The sequence below is a fragment of the Corynebacterium provencense genome (assembly GCA_900049755.1).
In the GTDB taxonomy this organism is placed as follows: Bacteria; Actinomycetota; Actinomycetes; order Mycobacteriales; family Mycobacteriaceae; genus Corynebacterium; species Corynebacterium neomassiliense.
This window is the reverse complement of sequence record LT160592.1, coordinates 1,071,134-1,093,260: the sequence shown is the minus strand read 5'-3', so window position 1 is coordinate 1,093,260 and position 22,127 is coordinate 1,071,134. Positions and strand designations below refer to the sequence as shown.

Here is a 22,127-nt window from a genome sequence, read left to right as displayed (position 1 = left end):
GCCCAGATGTTGCCCCTGACCAACGCTGTCTTCCGCTCCGAGGACCGTCTGGCGTCCATGCTCGGGGAACTGGACCGTGTCTGGGACCTGCTGCGGGACGCCTCGCCGCGGTCCCCCGTCGACGAGTACCGGCTACGGGAGGTGGCGGGAATGGCCGCGATGGGCCGTTGGGCGACCCTGTCCGCCCTGGAGCGGCGGGAGTCCCGGGCCATGCACTTCCGGGTCGACCATCCGCAGACCGACCCGGAGGCGACCTACAGACTGCTGGTCTCAGGGGTGCACCGGCCCCGGGTCCACCGACAGCCGTCCGGTAAGACCAGGGTGGGGGTGCCGGCATGATCGAAGTCATCGACCCGGACCGCTGCACCAGCTGCGGCCTGTGCGCCCAGATCTGTCCGATGAACGTGTTCACCCTCCGCCCGGACGGATTCCCGGTCATCGCGGACAAGGACCAGTGCCAGACCTGCTTCCAGTGCGAGGCCTACTGCCCCGCGGACGCCATGTTCGTCGACCCTTCGCGCACCGCTGACCGGCTGGTTCCCGGCGACGGAGGGGAGGATGACCTGGAACACCTGCGCAGTGAGGGTTTCCTCGGCCTGCACCGCAGGGCCGTCGGTTGGAGCCGCGCCTCCGGCGGACCGCCCCGGCAGGGCCGGGGCACCGGGACCACGTCACGTTCGCCGTCACGTTCGACGTCACAGGCGACCGCACGCTCCACCGCCGGCCCCTCCACACACACGACTGCACTCTGACGAGAGAAGAGATACCCGTGAGATCAACTGTTTCAACCACCTTCCGCCGGCTCACCGGCGTCCTGGCCGGACTCACCCTGATCGCAGGCGTCACCGCCTGCGGAGGTGCCGACGCCGACGACGACAGCACCGGGCTCACCCCGGTCACCGTCGGCTTCCCGTGGAACGGCGGCGCAGGGTCCACACCCCGTGACACCGGCCCCTTCGGGTACGCCGAGTCCCTGGGACTGGCCGAACCGATCCTCGAGAAGCACGGCTTCGAGTTCGAACGCTACGTCGGGTTCAACAACGGCCCGCCCGTGGTCCAGGCACTGCAGAGCGGGGACGTCACTGTCGGTTCCATCGGCGACGTTCCTGCGGTCCAGGCCCGCGGCAACGGGCAGACGATCAGTCCGGTGCTGGTCAAGAAGCCGGCGTCCGGGATCTGGTTCCTCACCAACGATCCGGCCCTCGACAGCATCGACAAGCTGAAGGGGAAGAAGGTGGGCCTGCAGTTCGGCTCCAACTTCGACCGATACGGTCGCGCCGCCCTGGACCGCCACGGCGCCCTGGACGAGAACAACCTGGTCAACCTTCTCTTCGCTGACGCCCTGCCCGCCCTGCAGAAGGGAAGCATCAGCGCTGTGGCGGTCCCTGCGAACGTGGCGGCCGTCTGGCTGGAGAACAACGACTTCACGGTGGCGTCGAAGGCGGAGGTCGACGATCCTGACCTGCTGTCCACCAATGTCGCCGTGACCACCGACGACTTCCGCCGGGACCACCCGGAGATCACCGAGGCGTACTGGGAGGTCGAGAAGGCGGGCATCGCGGAGATCCGGAAGGACCTGGACAAATATGTGGCGTGGGCCGCAGATGCACAGAAGGTGTCCGTCGAGTCCGTCCGGGTCTCCAGCACCTGGCAGTACAGCGACGAGAGAATCGATCCGGACGGTGTGCGCACCCTGGAGAGTTCCCTGGCGTTCCTGCTGGACCAGGGCATCGTGAAGAACGGCTTCGACGTCAATGAATGGGTGAACTCATGAGTGTCTCACTGCAGGGGCACCGGGACGCCACCGGCACCGGTGGCGGAGAAGCCACTACGGCAGCCGGCACGTCCCTGCCCCCGTCTGACGGTGGAGACAGGACAGGGACCGGACTTGTCCCGCCCACGGTACGTACCAGACGCAGACAGCCGTGGTGGCTGAACCTGGTGCTCCGGGCCAGCGGCCCCGTGGTGCTCGTGATCCTGTGGGTCGCGGCGTCCGCGAGCGGAGCGGTCACCTCCCAGCAGTTCCCTGCTCCCTGGGAGGTGGGGCATGCATTCGCCGAACTGGCCCGGACGGGGGAACTGTGGGAGAACATGTCGGTGTCGTTGAGGCGTGTCGCGGTGGGACTTGTCACGGGCATCTCAGTGGGCCTGGTCCTCGGAATCGTCTCGGGACTGTTCCGCCTCGGTGACCAGCTCATCGATCCGACCGTGCAGATTGTCCGCACGATCCCTGTCCTGGCGATCACTCCGCTGCTGATCATCTGGTTCGGCATCGATGAACTGCCCAAGATCATCATCATCTCCCTGGCGTCCGGTATCCCGACGTACATCAACACCCACCTCGGGGTCCGGCACGTGGACTCCCGCCTCATCGAGGCCGGCCGCGCCTACGGGCTGGGCCACCGGCAGCTGGTGTGGACGGTGGTCATCCCCGAGGCGCTGCCGCAGATTCTTCTCGGGTTCCGGATCGCCATGACGGCTGCGCTCGGGGCACTGGTCGTCGCGGAACTGTCCAACACCCAGACCGGGCTCGGTTTCCTCATGACATCGGCCCAGCAGTACTTCCAGACTGACATCGTGGTCGCCTGCATCGTCATCTACGCCGCCGCGGGCCTGCTCGCGGACACTGTGGTGCGGGTGCTCGAGCGTGTGACCATGCCCTACAAGTTCTCCCGGGAGCCACGCAGATGAGCACTGTGACACAGACGGCGGCGGAGACGCGCACCTCCGTCATCGTTGACGGGGTCACCCGGAGTTTCGGGGGACGCCGCATTCTCGACGGAGTCTCGTTCACGGTGGAGCAGGGCGAGTTCGTCGCCCTGCTGGGCCGTTCCGGCGGCGGGAAGTCGACGATTCTCCGCATCCTCGCCGGGCTGGAGACCGCGGACTCCGGCACTGTGCTGACCAGGCCGAACAGGACGATCGTGTTCCAGGAACCACGACTGGTCAGAGGACGGAAGGTGTGGGACAACATCACCGTCGGCATTCCGGGCGGGCGCCGGGAGCGTCGCAGACAGGCGTCCGCCATCCTCTCGGAGGTGGGACTGGAAGGGTTCGGGGACGCCTGGCCGACATCGCTGTCCGGTGGCGAGGCTCAGCGTGTGGCCCTGGCGAGGGCCCTGATCCGGTCCCCTGAACTGCTCCTGCTCGATGAGCCTTTCGGGGCGCTGGACGCACTGACCAGACTGAAGATCCAGTCCCTCGTCGCGGCTCTGCACGGCAGGCACAATCCGTCGGTGCTGCTGGTCACACATGACGTCGATGAGGCGATCCTTCTGGCCGACCGGATTCTGGTCCTGCGTGACGGTGGGATCGGTGCGGAGTACCGGGTTCCTTTCGGACGCCGACGGTCCCGCTCCCTCCCCGGCTTCAGTGAACTCCGGGGCAGCCTGCTCGGTGAGCTGGGGGTGAGCGAGGAGATCGGGGTGGACGCCGGGGACGGACGCTGAGGCGGGTCCCCACCTTATTTCGTTTCCGAACCTTGACGGCACCCGGAATGTGACGTAGGCTACATCGTCAAACCTGTAGTGACCGCTACAGAAAGCCGCCGACGGCGGCACCCACCGACGATGGAGAAAGCCGTGTTCCAGCAGAGACACCCCGAACTCTGGGCCAACCGGACCCTCACGGTCCGGCAGGCCCGCCGCCTCATCGACGACCTGGACCCGGAGCAGGACTGCGCCGAGATCACCCACATCTCCCTCGAGGTGATGACTCCCCCGTTGTTCTCCCACATGGCCTACACCTCAGGATTCGCACGGGGCACCACACACCCGGCGGAAGCCAGGGCGGTACACCGGGGCGCCGGCTACCTCCACGCCCCCGTCAACAGGGACAGGGACACGATGACCTTCTTCGGCCTGCTCCACCGCTACGGCCCGCACAGTCCGGAACTCCAGGAACTCGCCGACCGGATCCAGCAGATCCACCACGACGTCCGCGGTGTCGGCAACCAGCTCCAGCTCCACATCCTCGGGCTGATGATGTACGAGCCCGAACGGTGGGCCAGGGACCTGGGGCTCCCCGACTACTTCACCGACCGGGAACACCAGGCCCGCTACCACCTCTGGAAAGCCATCGGCACCAGGATGGGCATCCGCGGGATATGGGACAGCTACGGGGAGGTCGAACCCTGGATCCTCGCCTTCGAGGAGAAGCACGGGGCGCGCAGCAGCGAGGGAGTCGAGATCTACCGGGGACAGATCCGGGGCTTCGAAAAGTACTTCCCCCGACCGCTCCGCTTCCTCGCGGGCCCGGTCCTCACCGCCGGCCTGCCGGTCAGCGCACGCGACCATCTCGACGCACCCCGGGTCCCTGTGCTGGTCGACAAGGCCATGAGAGCCGTCGCCACGGTCGTGCGGTTGACCGAACCGGTCCGACCGGTGAACCTCTCCTCCACCTGGGTCAGGGACTTCAGCCGGATGGGCGACGATCCTGACATCTCCAGGATGGGTTACCAGCACGACACCTCCTCCGACCCCCGCTACGCGAAAGTCGCCGCGGCAGGCGAAGGCCACAGGTTCACCGTCGCCGAAGGCCTGCAGCCGGGGCGGGGCTGCCCCATGCACGGAGCCGGCATGTGACCTGCCGTAAGCACCAGGGAGCCGACAAATGGGGCTACCGGGGTCAGAGGGTCACCCCGTGAAGTCTCCCACGGATCACCCGACTAGAAAGATACCTCTGTACCAGCATCCCGGAGATCTTGGACCACAGGATCATCTTCCGTAACCGGAGTGTTTCTCAGATTGAGACCATATAGCTTACCGTTCTCCTTCCTTGCCATATCCCCAAGGAAAGAGGGAAGATTTCTAATCGGATTGCTACTGATATCCAGCGATTCAAGCGCCGGCATATGCTGGATAGAGTCAGGGACAGACGTCAGAACATTGTTGCTGATATCCATATTTCTCAACGAGGTAAGCCCTGACCAGTCACCATCCAAAGAAAGTCCGGTATGATTCTTTATTATCACATCCTGAAGCTTACTCAGTTCTCCGAAGTTTTCCGGCAAAGACTTGATGCCGGTATTCAGAATGCTGAGAGACTCAAGATTTCGCAACTTCCCGAAGCTCGACGGAAGCTCTCCGAGATTACAGAGATTACTGATATTCAAATCACGCAGATTATAAAGGTTTCCGAAGCTGTCCGGCAGTCTAGAAATTCCCGCATAACTCAACTTCAGCTCTTGAAGAGAGTAGAGATTACCGAAACTTTCAGGAAGATTCTCCAGTCCGTATTCATCACTATTTATACTGAGTTTCCTGAGTGATGACAGGGAACCGAACGTCTCGGGAAGGTCGGAAATATCTACGGCACTAAGATCAATCTCCTGCAAGGGTGAGTTGTTGATATTCTCGGGTATTTCTATCCTGTCGGCGGACAACTTCAGTACCTCCACACGTCCGCCAGCGAACAGTTCTCCCGGCAAATTCACCTCAGTATTAGGATTAAGTAGGATGTCCTTCAGTGCCGGGAAATTCCCTGCACCTGCCGGTATGTTTCGAAATTCCCCAAACAATTGAATAGTAGTCAGTTTTGACAATCCGGACAGATCGGGAATTCTAAACTCGGAAGTGTTGTCACCGTTCCAGTGTAAATAGCTGAGGTTCTTGGCATACTGCAGACCATCCAGGTCTCCGCCACCTCCTTCGAAACGGTTATCGATTACCCACACCTGCTCCATCTCTGACTGCGAAATCGGATGATCCAGGTCATTGGCACGGTTGAACTGGTACCTGTTCAACCAATTCCTGAAACCTCCCCGCGGTACAACCGAGTCCGGGTCGAACTCCACCGGGTCAGGTTCACTGATGTCTGATCCACCGCAGAGGTTGTCCCACCGCCCCAGCTCGTCATCGGTTCCTCTGAGAGTCCTCGCCCATCCGAAGAGGCCCGCTCGCAGGGCGAAATTGTGGGAGGATGAGGCGGTGAAGCTGCACTGCGTGGGGTTATCCTCCGAAGTGGTCATCTCGAATTTTCCTGAGAGCTTCCCCCCACCGTTGATTCCGATGCTGTCGTAGAGGCTGGCATTGAACTGCGGAGACACTGCGACGTCGGAATCAAATCCTGCCTTGAAGTTCATGTGGTCGAGATTTGATGAATTGAACCATCTGTCCATAACGGGTTTGGTCGTCCCACCGTCATGCCACAGGCCGACTTTTATTCCTGTCTCAATCTTCGGCTGATAACGGAATGAGCCAGAGGAGGACAAGAATACCTCCAAAGGAAGCTTCGCCTCCACCACGAAGACAATGGGAACCGGACCAGCCATAAAGGTCTGACTGTAGTTCATCGTGAACAAGTCCTTGGAGAACCCGGAAGAGAAGGCTTTCATCGCCTCGAAATCCATGTGTGCTTCCGCCACTGCTTTGAGTTCTGCGCCCGCCTCTTCGACCTTGACACCGGTCAACCCTGCAGACACATTGATGCGCATCAGTGAACTGATCCGAACGCTGCCACCGACATTCGCTGCCTCTACACCGGGCAGATTTCCTTTCAGGTCAGCGGTGAAATGCTTATCGACGAATGTCGGACTGATCTCCATCTGAGGTCCGAAAGTTCTGGCTACGATCCTGGGACTATTACCATCAGGATCCGCTCCCCCGTAGGCTCCGTCGGTCACCTCAACTCCCTCACCGGGGGTCAGACTGTTCACAGTGATTTGACTGGGAAGCTCCGTCAGACCGGCGGTCTCGGTGATGACGTCGGTCAGTTCCGCTTTTTCCGTGGTGACCTTCTTGTGCCCGGGATGATCCCGGTCGTCTTCAACCGCTGTCACTTTCACGAGAGCCCCATGGGGAAGTTCCTCCGTGGGCAGGAATGACAGGACTGTTCCGGGTGTCAGTGAGGAGGCCGAGACGGTCTCCGCTGGAACTGATTTCGTACCGTAGGGGTCCTCGGCGTCCTGAGTGTCCAGGATCGCTGTCGATTCTTCTTCCGAGCCTTTCCTCGCTTCGGGATTCACTGTCAGCGTATCAGGATCGCCCGCGGCCGGAGGGAGATCAGTCGCGGGGTTTCCGTCCGCTGTCGGGTCATAGTCTGGCGGGGTCTCTTCCCCGGGTTCCGGATCCGTGGGATCAGGTTCAGTCGGTGTCTCTGGGCTCTCTGTGGTTGACGGTTCTGCGGTCGGGGGGGTTGGGTTTTCTCCTCCCCCTCCCGAAGAGCCTGATGAGCCCCAGGAGCCCGAGGATGATCCCAGAGATCCTGTGACCGGATCACACGCGGACAACGACAGGGAGGCAATCAATGCGGCAGCTAAGACTGTCGCGGATTTGAGGTGTCTCTGAAGCTCTTTCATGTTTCCTCGCTCGCCCATGATTCGAGGTTCCGAGATCCCCGGCATGAGGCGGGTTGAATGGTCAGTGATGATGGTTGGTCGTCAGAACCGGAGCTGAACCCGTCCCGCCCGCAGTACATACGGCAGGAGCGTCCGAGCAGTGTAACTGGCGCCTTAGTTTTATCAGCGTATTGACGGTTTAACCATGCTCAGTATTGCCCCGATTTTCAGGGGATATGACCGGGCAGCTCTTCCGGTGTCGGGTGCGAAGTGAGTTCGGCAGCGCTCTAGTACAGCAGGGTCTCCGCTGGTGTGCGGCCGTACACAGTGACATGCGGGATCATCCCGTTACCGGGGCGACACTGACCTGCAACACGGTGAAACCCGGAGAATCTAGGGTTCCGGGACATGAGTCCAGAAAATGACAACGGAAAGATTCCGCTCGCACCACCGGAGACCTCCCGCCCCGTACCGCAGCGTATCGGGACGACAGGGCCGGGACGCCTCCGTCTCGCATTCAGACATCCCGCGGTACTCATCGGCCTGGCCGCGGTCCTGGGGGTCGTCGCCGGTCTGGTCCTCGGCGACTGGGCCGCGAACCTGAAGTTCATCGGCGACATGTTCATCAGGCTCATCCAGATGTCGATCGTTCCCCTGGTCATGGTGTCCGTCATTGTCGCCACCGGGTCGATGACAGGCACCGGGACCGGGCGACTCGCTGCGCGTACCTTCGGCTGGATGCTCGGGTTCTCCGCGGTCGCCGCCGTTCTCGCGTGGGCGCTGGCAGGGGTTTTCCGTCCCGGCCAGGGCATGGTCTTCGACGGCGAGCTGGACCCCTCGCTCAGGCAGGAGGCGGACCAGGCCGGCGGCTGGCAGGAGACCCTCCTGAACTTCGTGTCCACCAACATCGTCGAGGCGATGGCGAACGCGGACATGCTGCCCGTCATCGTGTTCTCCCTCCTGTTCGGTATCGCACTGAACTCCTGGATGTCGGCGACCGGCAACAGGACACTTCTCGGGCTGTTCGAGGGGATCCAGAACGTGGTCCTGGTGATGATCCGGTACGTCATGTACACCGCACCGGTCGGAGTTTTCTGTCTACTGGCGTCCCTCACCGGTGAGCAGGGACTGTCGGTGGTCACGTCCGCTCTGTCCTACCTGGGGGTCACTGCTCTCGGCGTCCTCATTCTCCTGGCCCTGTTCCTGCTGGTCGTGTGGGCACGGACCCGTCTCAACGTGCTGAAGTTGTGCGGCAAGCTCGCCGAGCAGACGGTCATCGCGGTGACGACGACAAGTTCCGCGGTGACCTTCCCCACCGTGCTGCGGAACACGGTGGAGAAGGTCGGGGTGAGCCGTCGCGTCGCCAACTTCACCCTCTCCATCGGTCTGACGATGGGCTCCTACGGGGCGGTGCTCAACTACATGATCGTTGTCATGTTCCTGGCCCAGGCGGGAAATGTGCAGCTCAGTGCAGGACAGATCGTGCTCGGCGTATTCCTGTCCATCATGCTCAACATGGGCACCATCACCGTTCCGGGCGGTTTCCCCGTCGTGGCGATGTTCCTCGCCGCCTCACTCGACCTTCCGGTCGAGGCAGTGGGACTGCTCATCGCGGTGGACTGGTTCACCGGGATCCTGAGGACTTTCCTCAACGTCAACGGTGACACCTTCGTGGCGATGCTGGTCGCACGGTCCGACAACGAGATCGACCACGACGTGTTCTACGGCCGCAGGGCCGTCACGGAGGAACCGGCAGACCGGTGAAGCATGATAGCGTGCACCCATGGCAGCTGAACTGGACGTAATCACCTCCTGGCTTTTTCAGTCGGAGGTTCCTATTCCTGACGACATCGGCCCGCTCCTGGTACCCGGGGAGCAGCCCGTGGCCGCGTACAAGACTTTCCGGGATTCCGCCGTCTTCACCGACCGGCGCCTGATCGTGCGTGACGCCCAGGGGATCCGTGGGAAGAAAGTCGAGATGTACTCACTTCCGTACTCGGCGATCAACATGTGGTCGACCGAGAACGCGGGAACACTGGACTTCACCGCAGAACTCGAACTGTGGACCCGTGCGGGGAAGATCAAGATCAGTCTCGGCAAGCAGGTCGACGTCAGGCGGATAGACAATCTCATCGCGCAGATCCTTCTGACCGACCGCTGACCCGTTCCGACCGGGGTTTTCTTCTTCAGGGCGGGGTCAGAGCAGAGATGCTCCGGAGGACGAGGTGGCCGGCGGGGGGCCGACCGGGCCGGCGGGGGGCCCGGCTCCCTTTCTCTTCTTTGCCCCCGTTTTTCGGGGGGTAGACCCGCGCTCTCCTCCCGCCCTCGGGGCGAAGGGGGGTGCGGCCGGCTCTAGTATAACTGGGGGCGGGGGGCCGACCGGGCACACCGACCGGGCTACGCCCCGGGCAGGTGGGGGCGGGTGAGGTGAACGGGGTGGGCCGCCGGCAGAACCCGTGAGAAGTCCGTCATTTCCTCCCGGTTAACTTTCCGTCTTCGGTCTGTCAGCCGGAGGACCTACCGTCTAGCATCATTCGTGTTCCGCGCAGAACACCATAAGTAGTCTCCTGAACAACTTATGCGGCGACGGCCGCCTCTTCCCCACCACCCCTGATCCTGCCTTTCACCGGGCAGGAGTCCCCGCCGACCTCTGAAGGAACACCATGTCCTCCCCCGAGCCCGGTGTGGTGCTCAACGCCGCACCGAAGACCACGAAAATTGAGACCCACGGTATCGCCACCATCCCCCACGAGGACCGCACTTCCGGATGGTTCGACCTGATGCGGATGCAGTTCGGCGGTGCCAACACCTTCGCCACCGCCCTGTTCGGCAGCGTCGCCGTATCCCTGGGCCTGTCATTCTGGCAGGCGGTTGCTGCAGTCGTCCTGGGTGTGGCCGTCGGCACCGCAGTGCTGGCGCCCATGGGCCTCTACGGTCCACGGACCGGCACCAACAACGCAGTGTCATCTGGGGCGATTCTGGGTGTTAAAGGACGCATCGCAGGATCACTGCTGTCCTTCCTCACCGCCGTCGCGTTCTACTCGATATCCGTGTGGGTCGGCGGTGACGCCATCGTCGGCGCCCTGACCCGGATCACGGACGTCAGTGACTCCACCGGACTGCGCACGGCGATCTACGCTGCCATCGGCTTCACCGTCATTGTCGTGGTGACCTACGGCTACCAGTTCATGCTGATGGTGAACAAGATCGCGGTCATCACGAACACCGTCCTCATGCTCCTCGCCTTCGTCGCTTTCGCGGGATCCTTCGACCCCTCCTACAGCCCGGGGCCGGACGCCTACGCCCTGGGATCCTTCTGGCCGACTTTCGTCGCCGCCGCCCTTGTCGCGATGAGCAACCCGATCTCTTTCGGCGCCTTTCTCGGCGACTGGTCCCGTTACATCCCTGCAGACACCCCGCAGAGAAAGATCATCGGGGCGACGTTCCTGGCCCAGGGGCTCACACTCGTCCCCTTCCTCTTCGGTGTCGCTACGGCAACCCTCGTCTTCGGCGAGGAAGACTACGTCGTCGCGCTCATCCAGGTTTCTCCGGGCTGGTATGCCGCACTTCTCATCGTCGTCGCCTTCATCGGCGGAATGTCCACCGGCACTACCGCGCTCTACGGCACCGGGCTGGACTTCTCCTCGGTGTTCCCCCGATTCAGCAGGGTCCAGTCCACCATCGGCCTCGGTGCGGTGGCCTTCCTCTTCATTGTCACCGGACGCCTGTTCTTCGACCTCCTCGAGGTCGTCAACGCTTTCGTCGGGGCGATCCTGGTGACGACGACTCCCTGGATCGTGATCATGACCCTGGGTTATGTGTTCCGCCGCGGCTTCATCGACGCCGATGCCGTCCAGGTGTTCAACCAGAGGAAGAAGGGTGGCAGATACTGGTTCCGTGACGGTGTCAACTGGCGGGCAATGTGCGCCTGGCTGCTCGCATCCGTTCTCGGCCTGCTGTTCGCCAGCTTCCCGCCGATCATCGTCGGCCCTTTCGCCGACCTCGGCGGGGGGATGGACCTCAGTCTCGTCGTCGCGGTGGTCAGCGCTGTCATTCTCTACACCGGCCTTCTCTTACTCTTCCCGGAGCCGGACTACGCGTACAGCGACCGCGGATCCTTCCTCGTTCCGACCCGGAGCGAGCCTGTGCCGGCAGTCATCGACGAATAGGCACTACAGCTTTCCCCGGACCCGGTTACCGGTGCCGACGCACATCTTCACGTACCCGGCGATCCAGGTACCGGCCAGCGGGGCCACCGGCAGGTCCGCGGGAAGGGCGAGGGTGAGAGGAACCGCGGCGTCCACCACCGTCCGGTACCAGTCCACCCCGGTCAGACTGTTGGTCACCCGCTCACTGGAGAGCACCTCTCCACTGACGAGTGCGCAGGGTTCGGCGTCCTCCGGATCCCCGGTGCTGTGCACCCGGAACAGGGAAGGGCACACCAGTCCCACCGGCACCTCGCCGGCCTCCCGCGCCGCCGCCCGGAAGGACGCCTCGTCCACGAAAACGTTGGTGTCCACCGACACGGCGGTCACAGAAGCCTGCGGAACACTGATCTCCCCGTAGAGGTCCAGCCTCCCGTCCACGGTCCTCGCCTCCGGGACCGAGCGGGCGTCATCACAGCTGGCGAAGAAACGCGCCACGACATCACCCTCAGCGGTGTACAGGTCAACGTGCGTGACCTCACCGTGGACACGGACCAGCCTGGCGGGCAGCAGCGGGGCACCCTCGGCGGGGTACAGCCCCACGACCGTCGCGGTGGTCCTGCCTCCCGCGGAACTGGGCTCCGCCGGTCTGTCCCACATCAGCAGCCTCGCCCCGGAGGGATCGTCGTAGCAGCGGTATGACGCGGGTACTCCGGACGCCGGAACTGCCACGGACCCGGAGTCGCCGGATGCACGGTCGCGTGCACCGTCACGCGGGACCCCCGCACCCCCGGAGGGGCCACTGGTTGCGCCGGCGCTGCGGACAAATTCGGTCGCTGAGAGGACTAGGGACTCCCGGTCGGTGGCGTCGAAGCCGAGAGAGTGCAGGTCAGGGGTGATGATTGTCATGATGCGAACTGTAGCCCGGGGGCGGGACAGGTTACCCCCGACCAGTGAGCGACTGTTCGAAAAGCCGGTGATGATCGGCAGCAGGCCGGACGAAGGCCAGACCAGTTCAGGACCGGTACGCCAGTGCCGCGACGACAAGATCCTCCCAGCCCATGCCGACTGTCTTGTAGAGGGCCGGGCTCTCCGTCCGTCAACCGGGCGCGCCGGACCCTCGAGCACCAATGAACGCAGAGTCCGCAGATCATCGGCAGTCACCCCACCCTCCCCGAGGGCCATGACGATATCGCCGGCCTCGCGCAGGGCCGTGTCCACGTCCTCGACATACACGCTACCGCGCTCGACCAGGGCCGTGTCCACCTCCCTGACATCGGGCTCGTGTGACCCCATGGCGACGACCACGGCGTCGTCGCGGACAGTCCCTCCCCGGAACAACGGCCGGGCGGCGCTGGTGCAGCACAGCACCAGGTCGGCGTCAGGAACAGACTCGGAAGAGGTGGACGCGTAGGCGTCAAAACCAACTCCTACCAGTCGGGAAGCCATTTCATCAGACTTCTCCGGCGTCCGTCCCACGACCGCAACGCGCCCGATCTCACGCACCGACGCGACTGCGGCCATGTGCCCGAACGCCTGTGGCCCGGTGCCGAACAGTGTGACCCGCAACGGGGCGTCCTCCCGGGCCAGGTACTTCACACCGAGAGCGGACAGGGCCGGGGTCCTGATCTCGGTCAGCGCCGCACCGTCCAGGACAGCCAGAGGCTCCAGTGTCGCTGCGGACATCAGCAGGTACGTCCCCTGGATCTTCGGTAGACCTGCCGCCGGGTTGTCCGGGGCGACAGAGGCGATCTTCACCCCCACGAAACGCCCTGCCTCCGCCGGCATGAGCAGCAGTGAACCGTGCGTCAACGGCACGTTTGAGCGGGCCGGCGACGTCGCCGGGTCGAAACCCGTCTGCAGGGCTGCGTCCAGCGCCTCGACAGCATCTTTCACGGACACTCTGGCGCGAATCTGGTCGGCGGTGACAGACGGGAGAGACATGTACTCCATCTGTACCGGAAAAGCCCGGCCAGAGACACCGTTCACACCAGGTTCCGCACACCGGCGTCCCCCGCTTCTGCAGTACTCTGCGCCGCGGCGCGTACACGCTCCACCGCCCAGAACAGTTCTTCCGGTGTGGAGGGAAGTGCCAGGGCAACGCGGGGACGCCGGGGGGCCGGACATGTGGGTCCGGGCATCGGCGTCCCGAAGGCTGCCACTGCCTCGCGCAGTGCCTCACGTACCGCCAGCGCGAGTGTGAACGGCGGCTCCCCGACTGCCTTCGATCCGTAGACAGCGCTCTGCCCCTCCCCTCCGACACCCTGCCGGTCAGGCTCCTGTTCAAGGAAGCGGACGTTGATCTGTTCCGGCATCTCCGACAGGCTCGGGATCTTGTAGGTTCCCGCGGAGCTGGTCAGCAGTCTCCCCCTCCCCGGCCCGTCCGAGCAGTCCCAGCGCAGGTCCTCGAGGGTGAGCCAGCCTGTGCCCTGCACGAAACCCCCTTCGATCTGACCCCGGTCGACAGTCGGTGCCAGGGACTGTCCGACATCGTGCACGATGTCCACCCGACGTACCGTGCAGGAGCCGTCGAACCTGCTGATCTCGACTTCCGCCGCCGCCGCCCCGTAGACGAAGTAGCGGAACGGTGTCCCGGTGACACTCCCGGCGTCCCAGCTGATCCCGGGGGTACGGAAGAAGCCGGACGCCGACAGCTGCACGCGTCGCAGGTACGCGGCCTGCACGACCTCCTCCCAGGTCAGGGTGTGTGCGGCGTCGGTCGGCGCGCCGTCGGCGCGGACGCGGCCGTCACCGAAGCGCACCTCGTCGANCTGATCTCGACTTCCGCCGCCGCCGCCCCGTAGACGAAGTAGCGGAACGGTGTCCCGGTGACACTCCCGGCGTCCCAGCTGATCCCGGGGGTACGGAAGAAGCCGGACGCCGACAGCTGCACGCGTCGCAGGTACGCGGCCTGCACGACCTCCTCCCAGGTCAGGGTGTGTGCGGCGTCGGTCGGCGCGCCGTCGGCGCGGACGCGGCCGTCACCGAAGCGCACCTCGTCGACGCCGCAACCCAGCAGGTCCGCCGCGACGCCCCGGAGCCGGTCGATGATCTCGTCGCAGGCCGCCTTGACGGCACCTCCGTTGAGGTCCGCCCCTGAACTGGCCGCCGTCGCCGAGGTGTTGGGGACCTTGTCCGTCCGGGTCGGGGCCATGCGCACCAGTGACCGCGGGACACCGAGCGCAGTCGCCGCGACCTGCAGCATCTTCGTGTGCAGTCCCTGTCCCATCTCTGTGCCACCATGGTTGACCAGGACCGATCCGTCCTTGTAGACGAGCACAAGGGCGCCGGCCTGGTTCAACGGCATGTAGGTGAAGGAGATGCCGTACTTGACGGGGACGACCGCCAGTCCCCGCCGACGGTCCGGATGGGAGGCGTTGAAATCGGCGGTCTCCGCCTGCCGTCGTTGCAGGTCGGCGTCCCTGTTCACCTGGTCCCATGCGGCGCGCAGCCGGTTCACCTGGGTCACCTTCTGACCGTAGGGGGTGGTCTGCCCCGGCCGGTAGAAGTTCCGTTGCCTGACAACCCCCGGGTCCAGGCCGAGTACTGCGGACGCCTGACCCATGATCTCCTCGATGAGCACCATGCCCTGCGGGGCTCCGAACCCCCGGAACGCGGTCTGGGAGGTTTTGTGACACTTCGTGATGCGGCCGTGTACCCGCACATGGGGCAGGTGGTAGGCATTGTCGACCGAGCACAGTGACCGTTCCAGCACCGCCTCCGACAGATCCAGGCACCATCCCCCGTCGGAGGTCATGGTCGCGTCGAGTGCGGTGATCCGGCCGTCATCGGTGAACCCTGCCTTCCAGGTGAACAGGTAGCCGTGCCGTTTTCCTGTCATCACGATGTCGAGTGCCCGGGGCAGGCGCACCCGTACCGGCCGTCCGGTGCGTACGGCTCCGATCGCCGCGACGGCCGCGAACCCGTGGTGCTGCATTTCCTTGCCGCCGAAACCGCCTCCCATGCGCAGGCACTGCACGGTCACCGCATGGGCGGGGACGCCGAGGACATGGGCGACGATGTCCTGCATTTCGCTGGGGTGCTGGATGCTGGCGTGGATGAACACCTGCCCGCTCTCGTCGACCAAGGCGATGCAGGTCTGGGTCTCCAGGTAGAAGTGCTCCTGTCCGCCGATCTCGAACTCCCCGTCGATGATGTGGTCCGCGGCGGCGAACCCTGTGTCCACGTCTCCGCGGCGCAGTACCGGCTGCACGCCGTGGAAACTGCCCGCCTCGACCGCGTCGGTGATGCTGACCAGGGACGGCAACGGCCGGTAGTCCACCTCGACCGCCGCGGCAGCGATCCTGGCCTGTTCGAGGGTTTCCGCGAGCACCCAGGCGACCGGTTGACTGTGGAACATGACCTCCACGTCTCCCCCGGGAAACAGGGGCTGGTCGTGGCGGGTTCCGGCGTCGTTGACCCCCGGTACGTCGGCGGCGGTGAGCACCAGCACAACCCCGGGCATGGAGGACGCCGCGGCCGTGTCGATCCCGAGTATCCGGGCGTGGGTGTGGGGGGAGGTCACCGGCCACGCCTGGAGGACGCCACGGAGACGTCCCTGCAGGTCATCGGTGTACAGAGCGGTTGCGGTGACATGACCGACCGCGCTTTCGTGGACGTCCGCGGAACCGAGGGTCACAGTGACACGCCCGGGTCGAGGAACCGGTTGGTGTACAGGTCATCCGTGGTCAGTCCTTCCTTCACGGGTGTGCCCTGGCCGGCGAAGACGGGGGTGAGCTGGTCGATGAGCCGGGACGAGCGGCCGGAGTCGAATGATCCGAGAGTGCCGTCGGTGCCGTCGCCGACGAGTTTCTCGTCCCGCATCATCGTGACCGCGTAGTCTGCTATGCCTGAGCTGTAGATCCATCCGGCGTTGAACTTCCCGACGGTGTCGACGATGAAGCTGTTGGTCGCCTCCGGTGAAGTCATGTAGTTCTTCTGCGCGCGCTGGATCACCGGTACCAGTTTCTCCAGGCAGGCTGACTGCTCGTCGAGCTGGTCGGTCTTCACCGCCAGTGTGGACTTGTAGGTCTGGAAGCCGGTCTCGTGGACAAGCTGGTAGTCCACCGGTCTGTCCCATCCCTCGACCTCGTGCTCGTACTGGTAGGGCTCACTGGAGGAGAAGCCCTGCTGCGCCTTCTTCCCACCCGCGGCGACGAAGTTCGACGGTGAGCCGTCGTAGCTGGAGTCGGTCTGCGATTCATCGAGGATTCCGGCACCGGTGAGGTATTTCATGTACGTCTCGTCAGAGAAGTAGAGGACATCGGCCCCGGCGTCCTTCAGGTCGGCAATGGAATGCACCTGCGGATAGGTCTGCGGATCCCACATGATCATCAGCGGGCTGATGTCCAGGGTGGAGAAGACCGAGGTCGTGGGCATGTCCGCGGAGTGCTGCACAGCGGAGTCCATGTTGACGTAGCCGAGCATGATGTCCGGATCCTGGTACATCAGCGAGGTCACCGCCTGGTTGCCGATGGCGGGTCCACCGGAGCGGATCTCGACGTTCACCCCGGTGTAGCCGAGGTCACCGTCGACGAGCGGGCCGGTGACTTTCTTGGCGTCCGTGTCGACGGTGATGGCGTCGCTGCTCTCCCCCGACGGGTCGAGCAGTTCGTAGAGCAGGCCCTCCTCAGCACCCGGGAACCAGTCTGCCTGGACTGTGACGGTCGACGGGCACACCGCGGACAGGTCGGTGGCGCCGATCTGCCCGTCATAGGCGGGTGCTGCACTGTCCCCGTCACTGCAGGCGCCGAGGCTGACGGCGGTGGATGCGGCGAGGCTGACGGCGGTGATGGTGCGGAAGTTTTTCACGGTGATCTCTTCTCGTTGGTCGCAGGGGCTGGTCGGGGGTTGGTCAGGGGCTGGTCAGGGGGGCTGGTCAGCTGGGGTGGGCGTCAGGATCGCCAGAATCCACTGTGCGGTTCAGCGGCCTCGTCCTCGAGCAGCGGTCCGATGATCTCGATACGGCGCTGTCCGCGGGCGGCGACCTCCCGGCACGGCAGATCCATGGTGGGGTTCTCCGGGTCGGCACCGGTCAGGGTGGCGAGACGTTTCTCCGACAGGCCGTAGACGATCCGTCCGATGCCCGTCCAGTAGACGGCCCCCGTGCACATCGCACAGGGTTCCGCGCTGGTGTAGAGAGTGGCGTCCGCGAGGTCCTCGGCAGGTCGCGACCTGGCGGCCGCGGCAGCGGCGGTGAGCTCCGCATGCTGGGTGGGGTCACCTTCCGGAGGCATGGAATTGTTCCCCCTCCGGGAGATGACCTGGCCGTCACGGTCCACGACAAGCGCGGCGAACGGGTGACTGCCCCGGTCCTTCGAAGCGGCGGACAGTTCTATGGCTTCCCGGAGGAAGCGCAGGTCGGTGGTTGTGGGCAGGGAGTCACCCTCGTCAGTTGCGGTCGTCATGGTCCGGCACAGTATGGCGGCTGCGGCGATAGGGGAAGTGAGGAACCATCGACCGATCCGATGGATGACCACTGCGACGGACGGCCTGCGGCCCCCGGTGCCACGATGTACGTTGCCGGTATGCGACTGACTCTGGAACAGGTCGAGGCCTTCGTCCTCGCGGCACGCCACGGCTCATTCTCCGCCGCGGCGCGGTCCATGGGTCGCAGCCAGTCCACGGTCAGCACCGCGATCGCCAACCTGGAGATCGCCCTGGACACGGAACTGTTCGACCGGTCGTCACGGTTCCCCCGGCTGACCGCCGCGGGGGCGGCGCTGCTGCAGGAGGCGGAGGCACTCTACAACCGGGGGATCGAGTTCGAACGACACGGGGACGCGCTGGCCTCCGGGCAACCGACCAGGATCACGGTGGCGGTCGGCGTCCCCCACCGCCAAGTGACGCCCGTGTTCGCCCGGTTCGCCGGAAAGTACCCGCACGTGGACCTGACGATCCAGAATCCCGCCAACGGCGACGTCGCCTCACTGGTCATGCAGGACGAGGCACTGCTCGGAGTGACATTCGCCATCCCCCGGTACCCGGAGGAGATCGCGTTCCGACAGATGGGGCGGCTGGTCATCGCCCACGTGGTCCACCGAGCGCACCCCCTCGCCGCAATCCCCCGGCCGTCCTTCGAGGACATGAGGGACTTCCGTCACCTCGCGTACACGGCCCACGCCCAGACCCTGCCGACGACCGAGTACCTGCAGTCGACCCAGACCTGGTTCTCAGACTCCTACCAGTCGCTGATCCACCTCGCACTGGCCGGCGTGGGATGGGCGACCGTACCACGGCAACTGGTGCTCGACGAGATCGCGTCCGGGGAGCTGGTGGAACTGGACATGGGGGCGTACCCGTTCACCGACTGGTCGGTGAACGTCGACGTCCTGTGGCGACGGGGACGCCGCTTCCCGCCGGTCGAGGAGTGGTTACGGCTCCAGCTGTGCCGGCACCGGGTGCATGAGGTGGGGCGGTTCAGCTGAGGGACTGTCGTCCTCCGCGTCTTCCAACGGAAGGGTGAGCATGTGGTAGCTCAGGGTCTTGCCGTGGCCGTCGAGCACCGGTGATCCTGTCACCCCTCCTCCGAGCACTCCCCTCAGTTCGGCGACGAAGGCTTCCACCGCGGGTATCTCCCGCAGTGTCACGGTCGCCACGTCGCAGCGGAAGTGCCGGGCGACCGCCGTCGCTGTCAGTCGGGTGCGCAGGTGGTGGTAGTCGCCGGTGGTCCGGGGCAGCACCGCGACGATGAGGGTGTCCCCCTTGTCACCGGTCCTGGCGTCGGCGTAGTCGTCAAGTCTCTTCATCACCGTTCTCCTTCCGGTCGTGTGTCCGGGTCAGTCTCTCCCGGGATTGTCCGGGGTGCGCCGGCGGATGTCACGGTGGCCACAGCCGGTTCCACCAGGTGTCTCGGCAGGAGTGTCGACCGGACGGCGAGGACCTCACCACGGCCCTTGCGCGCCCCTCCACCTCCTGCGGGTCCTGAACAGTACAGTGCCTCCATTTCCCAGCCGATCGCTTCCGCCTGCGTCTCTGTCGGTACCCTGCCTGCCACCCGGAGGCGGACCTCCGGCGGATCCGCGGGTACCGGTGCCATCCCCCGGAAGGCGGCGCCGGTACCGATGAACTCGGCGTTGAGTGCGGCCGGGTCCACCCCGTGGATTCTGACCAGCCGGTCGGAGACGACTGACCAGGCAAGCTCGGCGCGTTGCCTGGCCCGGGGGCCCGCATAGGTGATCTGCCCTTCTCCCGTCCAACCGCTGCGGAACCCGAGGGTGACTTTGAGGGTTCCGGTACGGGGGTGGCCTGTCGCCCCCGATACACGGACGGAGTCGGGGCCCAGGGTGGTGATGTTGATGCCGGTGAAGTCGGCGACGACGTCAGGGGTGAGGTAGGCGGAGGGGTCGGCGACCTCGTAGAGCAGTTGTTCCCTGACTGTCTGCCGGGTGAGTTTCCCGCCGGTACCGGCGAGTTTTCCGAGGACCGCGGTGCCGTCCTCACTGATGTCGGCGAAGGGGAATCCGAGGTCCGCCATGCCCTCCACCGGTTTGGTGACAGGGTCGGCGAAGTAGCCGCCGGTGAGCTGTCCGGCGCATTCCAGCAGGTGGCCGACCATGGTCCCGGCGCCGAGCCTGTGCCAGTCGTCGAGCTGCCACCCGAATTCGTGGACCATGGGGGTGAGGAAGAGGGAGGGGTCGGCGAGTCGTCCGGTCACGATCACGTCGGCACCCAGGGCGAAGGCGGGGAGGGCCTGTTCGACGCCCAGGTAGGCGTGGGCGGAGACGAGTCCGTCGTTGTCGGCGGACAGGGGCCGACCGGTCTCCCATATCTGCGGGTCTGTGTCGGTGACCTGGGTGAGCACACCGTCGCCGGTGAGGACGGCGACTGTCACCTGTCGGTCCGGGAGGATCTCGGAGGCGATGCGTGCAATGAGGCGTGCGGCTGCTTCGGGGTTCGCTGCCCCGGAGTTGGTGACCACGGTGGTTCCGTGGGCGACGGTGTGCGGCAGCACCGCCCGCATGCGTGTCTCCAGCAGGGGGTCGTATCCGGTGTCCGGGTCGTTGAGTCGTCGCAGCTGGCCTGCAGCGACGGTGCGTTCGCCGAGGCATTCGAAGATGAGGTAGTCCAGGTTCCCTTCTTCGGCCAGTTTCACGGCGGGGTCGAGGCGGTCCCCGGCGAAGCCTGCGCCGGATCCTATTCTGATGGTCTTCATGACGTGTCCCTTCGTTGTTGTCAGAGGTCCGGAGGTGGCGTCAGATGCTCAGTGCGCCGGTGACCAGCGCGGTGAGTGTGATGACGACTGTTGTTCCCCAGGCCCAGAGGAAGGTGAACTTCTGGTGGTCCCCGAGTTCGACCTTGGCCATGCCGATGAGGATGAAGGTGGAGGCGGTGAGGGGGCTGAGCGGGAAGCCGGTGGTCATCTGGCCGGCGATGGCGGCGTGGGCGATCATCGCCGGGTCCACTCCCATGGCCCCTGCGGTTTCGGCGAACACGGGGAGGACGCCGAAATAGAAGGCGTCCGGGGTGAACACCAGGCTCAGCGGCATGGATATCACCGAGAGTGTCACCGGCAGAGCGTCGGCCATTCCCTGGGGGATGAGGTCGGCCAGTGCCCGCGCCATCTCCTGGATCATGCCTGTTCCGCCGAGAACACCGGTGAACACTCCGGCGGCGAAGACCATGGAGGTCACGAGGACCACACTGGACCCGTGTTTCTGCATCAGTTCCTGCTGGTCCTTCCAGCTGGGGATGTTGATGCACAGGGCGATGACGAAGGCGACGAGGAAGCAGATCTCCATCGGGATGCTGTGGGTGAGCATGACCACGATGAGAACCACTGTGAGCAGGGCATTGGTGATCATTCGCCAGCGTGGGACGTCGGTGTCGTTCCACTGGTGGGCCGCTGCGTGGTCGAAGTCGGGGTGGTCTCCGCTGACGGTGCCGGCGGTGCCGGCAGCGTCACTGCTCGTCGCGTCGGTGCCGGTGGCGTCACTGCTGCCGGTGTCGCCGGTGGCGGCTCCCACCGTGACTTTTTCGCGGGCGTCGAGGGTGATTCTGCCGAGCCTTCGCCGTTCGCCGCGGCCGAGGAGGTAGCTGGCGACCAGTACCCACACTCCCCCGGCGATCATCGGGATGATCATCGGTGTGAAGATCTCTGAGGACGGCAGGTCCAGGGCGGCCATGGCGCGCAGTGTCGGCCCGCCCCAGGGCAGCAGGTTCATCAGGCCTGCGCCGAGTGCGACGACGGCGGTGAGCACGAGTGGCCGCATACCGATGCGGCGGTAGATCGGAAGGAATGCCGACAGGGTGATCAGGAAGGTGGCGGCACCGTCGCCGTCGAGGGAGACGCACATGGTGACGAGTGCTGTTCCGACGGTGATTTTGACCGGGTCGCCTTTCGCCCAGCGCACGATGGTGCGGATCAGCGGGTCGAACAGTCCCTGTTCCATCATCAGGCTGAAGTAGAGGACGGCGAAGGTCATCATCACGGCGACCGGGGCGACCTTGAGGACGCCGTCAGCCATGTAGCTTCCGAGGTCGGGGCCTTCACCGGCGAGGACGGCGAAGACGACCGGTACCAGGACGAGTCCGACGAGGACCGATGTGCGCGTGAACAGTGTGAGTGCGAGGAACACCCCCACGGTGAGAAAGCCGAACAACGCAAGCATCGTGGGCTCTCCTCTCATAGGTACTGCGGCGGCCGTAGGGCACCAGGATGTGATGCAGACGACACGCCGCGTGGACGGAGTTGAGTATGAGCCACG

19 protein-coding genes are annotated in these 22,127 nt (G+C 64.7%); 10 read left to right on the top strand and 9 right to left on the bottom strand.

The genetic code is table 11. The annotated features are described in order from the left end of the window. The first annotated feature begins 6 nt into the window (after positions 1-6). The 6 genes from BN3906_RS05110 (at position 7) to BN3906_RS05085 (ending at position 4,583) form a co-directional block, all read left to right on the top strand. A complete protein-coding gene (locus BN3906_RS05110; RefSeq protein WP_066585004.1) occupies positions 7-339 on the top strand; it encodes a hypothetical protein in 333 nt (110 codons plus the stop codon). Then, on the top strand, positions 336-752 hold the full coding sequence (locus BN3906_RS05105; protein ID WP_078057136.1) for a 4Fe-4S dicluster domain-containing protein: 417 nt from the start codon (positions 336-338) through the stop codon (positions 750-752). The genes BN3906_RS05110 and BN3906_RS05105 overlap by 4 nt, the downstream gene beginning before the upstream one ends. A gap of 17 nt (positions 753-769) precedes the next feature. After that, entirely contained in the window at positions 770-1,774 is a 1,005-nt protein-coding gene (locus BN3906_RS05100; RefSeq protein ID WP_066585001.1) for an ABC transporter substrate-binding protein, read from the top strand. Next, positions 1,771-2,691: an ABC transporter permease gene (locus tag BN3906_RS05095; protein ID WP_066584993.1), complete on the top strand. Its 921-nt coding sequence runs from the start codon at positions 1,771-1,773 to the stop codon at positions 2,689-2,691. Before BN3906_RS05100 ends, BN3906_RS05095 begins: the two co-directional genes overlap by 4 nt. Then, positions 2,688-3,449 carry an ABC transporter ATP-binding protein gene (locus BN3906_RS05090; protein ID WP_066584990.1) on the top strand — a complete coding sequence of 254 codons (762 nt, stop codon included), beginning with the start codon at positions 2,688-2,690 and terminating at the stop codon, positions 3,447-3,449. Before BN3906_RS05095 ends, BN3906_RS05090 begins: the two co-directional genes overlap by 4 nt. 132 nt (positions 3,450-3,581) lie before the next feature. Then, entirely contained in the window at positions 3,582-4,583 is a 1,002-nt protein-coding gene (locus BN3906_RS05085; RefSeq protein WP_187119890.1) for an oxygenase MpaB family protein, read from the top strand. A gap of 83 nt (positions 4,584-4,666) precedes the next feature. On the opposite strand, the gene BN3906_RS05080 is transcribed toward BN3906_RS05085, so the two are convergent. Then, entirely contained in the window at positions 4,667-7,297 is a 2,631-nt protein-coding gene (locus BN3906_RS05080; protein WP_187119889.1) for a leucine-rich repeat domain-containing protein, read from the bottom strand. 387 nt (positions 7,298-7,684) lie between these two features. Here BN3906_RS05080 and BN3906_RS05070 point away from each other — a divergent pair, with 387 nt between their 5' ends. From BN3906_RS05070 to BN3906_RS05060, 3 genes are all read left to right on the top strand, one after another. Then, positions 7,685-9,040, top strand: coding sequence for a dicarboxylate/amino acid:cation symporter (locus BN3906_RS05070; RefSeq protein WP_078057134.1), 1,356 nt, complete (start codon positions 7,685-7,687; stop codon positions 9,038-9,040). A 19-nt stretch (positions 9,041-9,059) separates the two neighbouring features. Further along, positions 9,060-9,437, top strand: coding sequence for a PH domain-containing protein (locus tag BN3906_RS05065; RefSeq protein WP_066584978.1), 378 nt, complete (start codon positions 9,060-9,062; stop codon positions 9,435-9,437). A gap of 502 nt (positions 9,438-9,939) precedes the next feature. Beyond that, positions 9,940-11,445 (top strand): purine-cytosine permease family protein, encoded by a 1,506-nt coding sequence (locus BN3906_RS05060; RefSeq protein ID WP_066584974.1) that lies wholly within the window; start codon positions 9,940-9,942, stop codon positions 11,443-11,445. Between the two features lie 3 nt (positions 11,446-11,448). Here BN3906_RS05060 and BN3906_RS15010 read toward each other — a convergent pair whose 3' ends face one another. The 5 genes from BN3906_RS15010 to BN3906_RS05030 all read right to left on the bottom strand — a co-directional run bounded on the left by BN3906_RS15010 (position 11,449) and on the right by BN3906_RS05030 (position 17,828). Continuing rightward, the gene (locus tag BN3906_RS15010; RefSeq protein WP_222705263.1) at positions 11,449-13,365 is read right to left on the bottom strand and encodes an ornithine cyclodeaminase family protein; all 1,917 of its coding nucleotides are present in this window, start codon (positions 13,363-13,365) and stop codon (positions 11,449-11,451) included. 41 nt (positions 13,366-13,406) lie between these two features. Beyond that, entirely contained in the window at positions 13,407-14,183 is a 777-nt protein-coding gene (locus BN3906_RS05045; RefSeq protein ID WP_187119888.1) for a molybdopterin cofactor-binding domain-containing protein, read from the bottom strand. Then, positions 14,120-16,060, bottom strand: coding sequence for a xanthine dehydrogenase molybdopterin binding subunit (locus BN3906_RS05040; RefSeq protein WP_066584957.1), 1,941 nt, complete (start codon positions 16,058-16,060; stop codon positions 14,120-14,122). Before BN3906_RS05040 ends, BN3906_RS05045 begins: the two co-directional genes overlap by 64 nt. Next, positions 16,057-17,232, bottom strand: a complete 1,176-nt coding sequence (locus BN3906_RS05035; protein WP_066584948.1) for a substrate-binding domain-containing protein — start codon at positions 17,230-17,232, stop codon at positions 16,057-16,059. Before BN3906_RS05035 ends, BN3906_RS05040 begins: the two co-directional genes overlap by 4 nt. 83 nt (positions 17,233-17,315) lie before the next feature. Then, the gene (locus tag BN3906_RS05030; RefSeq protein WP_066584943.1) at positions 17,316-17,828 is read right to left on the bottom strand and encodes a nucleoside deaminase; all 513 of its coding nucleotides are present in this window, start codon (positions 17,826-17,828) and stop codon (positions 17,316-17,318) included. A gap of 120 nt (positions 17,829-17,948) precedes the next feature. On the opposite strand from BN3906_RS05030, the gene BN3906_RS05025 reads away from it, so the two are divergent. Then, entirely contained in the window at positions 17,949-18,848 is a 900-nt protein-coding gene (locus tag BN3906_RS05025; protein ID WP_066586125.1) for a LysR family transcriptional regulator, read from the top strand. On the opposite strand, the gene BN3906_RS05020 is transcribed toward BN3906_RS05025, so the two are convergent. From BN3906_RS05020 to BN3906_RS05010, 3 genes are read right to left on the bottom strand one after another with little or no spacing between them, the layout of a single operon-like run. Continuing rightward, positions 18,795-19,169, bottom strand: coding sequence for an AtuA-related protein (locus BN3906_RS05020; RefSeq protein WP_261796842.1), 375 nt, complete (start codon positions 19,167-19,169; stop codon positions 18,795-18,797). The genes BN3906_RS05025 and BN3906_RS05020 overlap by 54 nt on opposite strands. After that, complete coding sequence (locus BN3906_RS05015; protein ID WP_147592786.1) at positions 19,169-20,575, bottom strand: acyclic terpene utilization AtuA family protein; 1,407 nt, start codon at positions 20,573-20,575, stop codon at positions 19,169-19,171. The genes BN3906_RS05020 and BN3906_RS05015 overlap by 1 nt, the downstream gene beginning before the upstream one ends. Positions 20,576-20,615: 40 nt before the next feature. Next, the gene (locus tag BN3906_RS05010) at positions 20,616-22,031 is read right to left on the bottom strand and encodes a CitMHS family transporter (protein ID WP_066584939.1); all 1,416 of its coding nucleotides are present in this window, start codon (positions 22,029-22,031) and stop codon (positions 20,616-20,618) included. Between the last annotated feature and the right edge of the window lie 96 nt (positions 22,032-22,127).

What these genes read in the sequence shown, in the direction of transcription:
- BN3906_RS05110 (WP_066585004.1), top strand. Translation starts at nt 7, where the DNA reads ATGTTGCCCCTGACCAACGCTGTCTTCCGCTCCGAGGACCGTCTGGCG.
- BN3906_RS05105 (WP_078057136.1), top strand. Translation starts at nt 336, where the DNA reads ATGATCGAAGTCATCGACCCGGACCGCTGCACCAGCTGCGGCCTGTGC.
- BN3906_RS05095 (WP_066584993.1), top strand. Translation starts at nt 1,771, where the DNA reads ATGAGTGTCTCACTGCAGGGGCACCGGGACGCCACCGGCACCGGTGGC.
- BN3906_RS05090 (WP_066584990.1), top strand. Translation starts at nt 2,688, where the DNA reads ATGAGCACTGTGACACAGACGGCGGCGGAGACGCGCACCTCCGTCATC.
- BN3906_RS05080 (WP_187119889.1), bottom strand. Translation starts at nt 7,297, where the DNA reads ATGAAAGAGCTTCAGAGACACCTCAAATCCGCGACAGTCTTAGCTGCC.
- BN3906_RS05070 (WP_078057134.1), top strand. Translation starts at nt 7,685, where the DNA reads ATGAGTCCAGAAAATGACAACGGAAAGATTCCGCTCGCACCACCGGAG.
- BN3906_RS05065 (WP_066584978.1), top strand. Translation starts at nt 9,060, where the DNA reads ATGGCAGCTGAACTGGACGTAATCACCTCCTGGCTTTTTCAGTCGGAG.
- BN3906_RS05060 (WP_066584974.1), top strand. Translation starts at nt 9,940, where the DNA reads ATGTCCTCCCCCGAGCCCGGTGTGGTGCTCAACGCCGCACCGAAGACC.
- BN3906_RS15010 (WP_222705263.1), bottom strand. Translation starts at nt 13,365, where the DNA reads ATGTCTCTCCCGTCTGTCACCGCCGACCAGATTCGCGCCAGAGTGTCC.
- BN3906_RS05030 (WP_066584943.1), bottom strand. Translation starts at nt 17,828, where the DNA reads ATGACGACCGCAACTGACGAGGGTGACTCCCTGCCCACAACCACCGAC.
- BN3906_RS05025 (WP_066586125.1), top strand. Translation starts at nt 17,949, where the DNA reads ATGCGACTGACTCTGGAACAGGTCGAGGCCTTCGTCCTCGCGGCACGC.
- BN3906_RS05020 (WP_261796842.1), bottom strand. Translation starts at nt 19,169, where the DNA reads ATGAAGAGACTTGACGACTACGCCGACGCCAGGACCGGTGACAAGGGG.
- BN3906_RS05015 (WP_147592786.1), bottom strand. Translation starts at nt 20,575, where the DNA reads ATGAAGACCATCAGAATAGGATCCGGCGCAGGCTTCGCCGGGGACCGC.
- BN3906_RS05010 (WP_066584939.1), bottom strand. Translation starts at nt 22,031, where the DNA reads ATGCTTGCGTTGTTCGGCTTTCTCACCGTGGGGGTGTTCCTCGCACTC.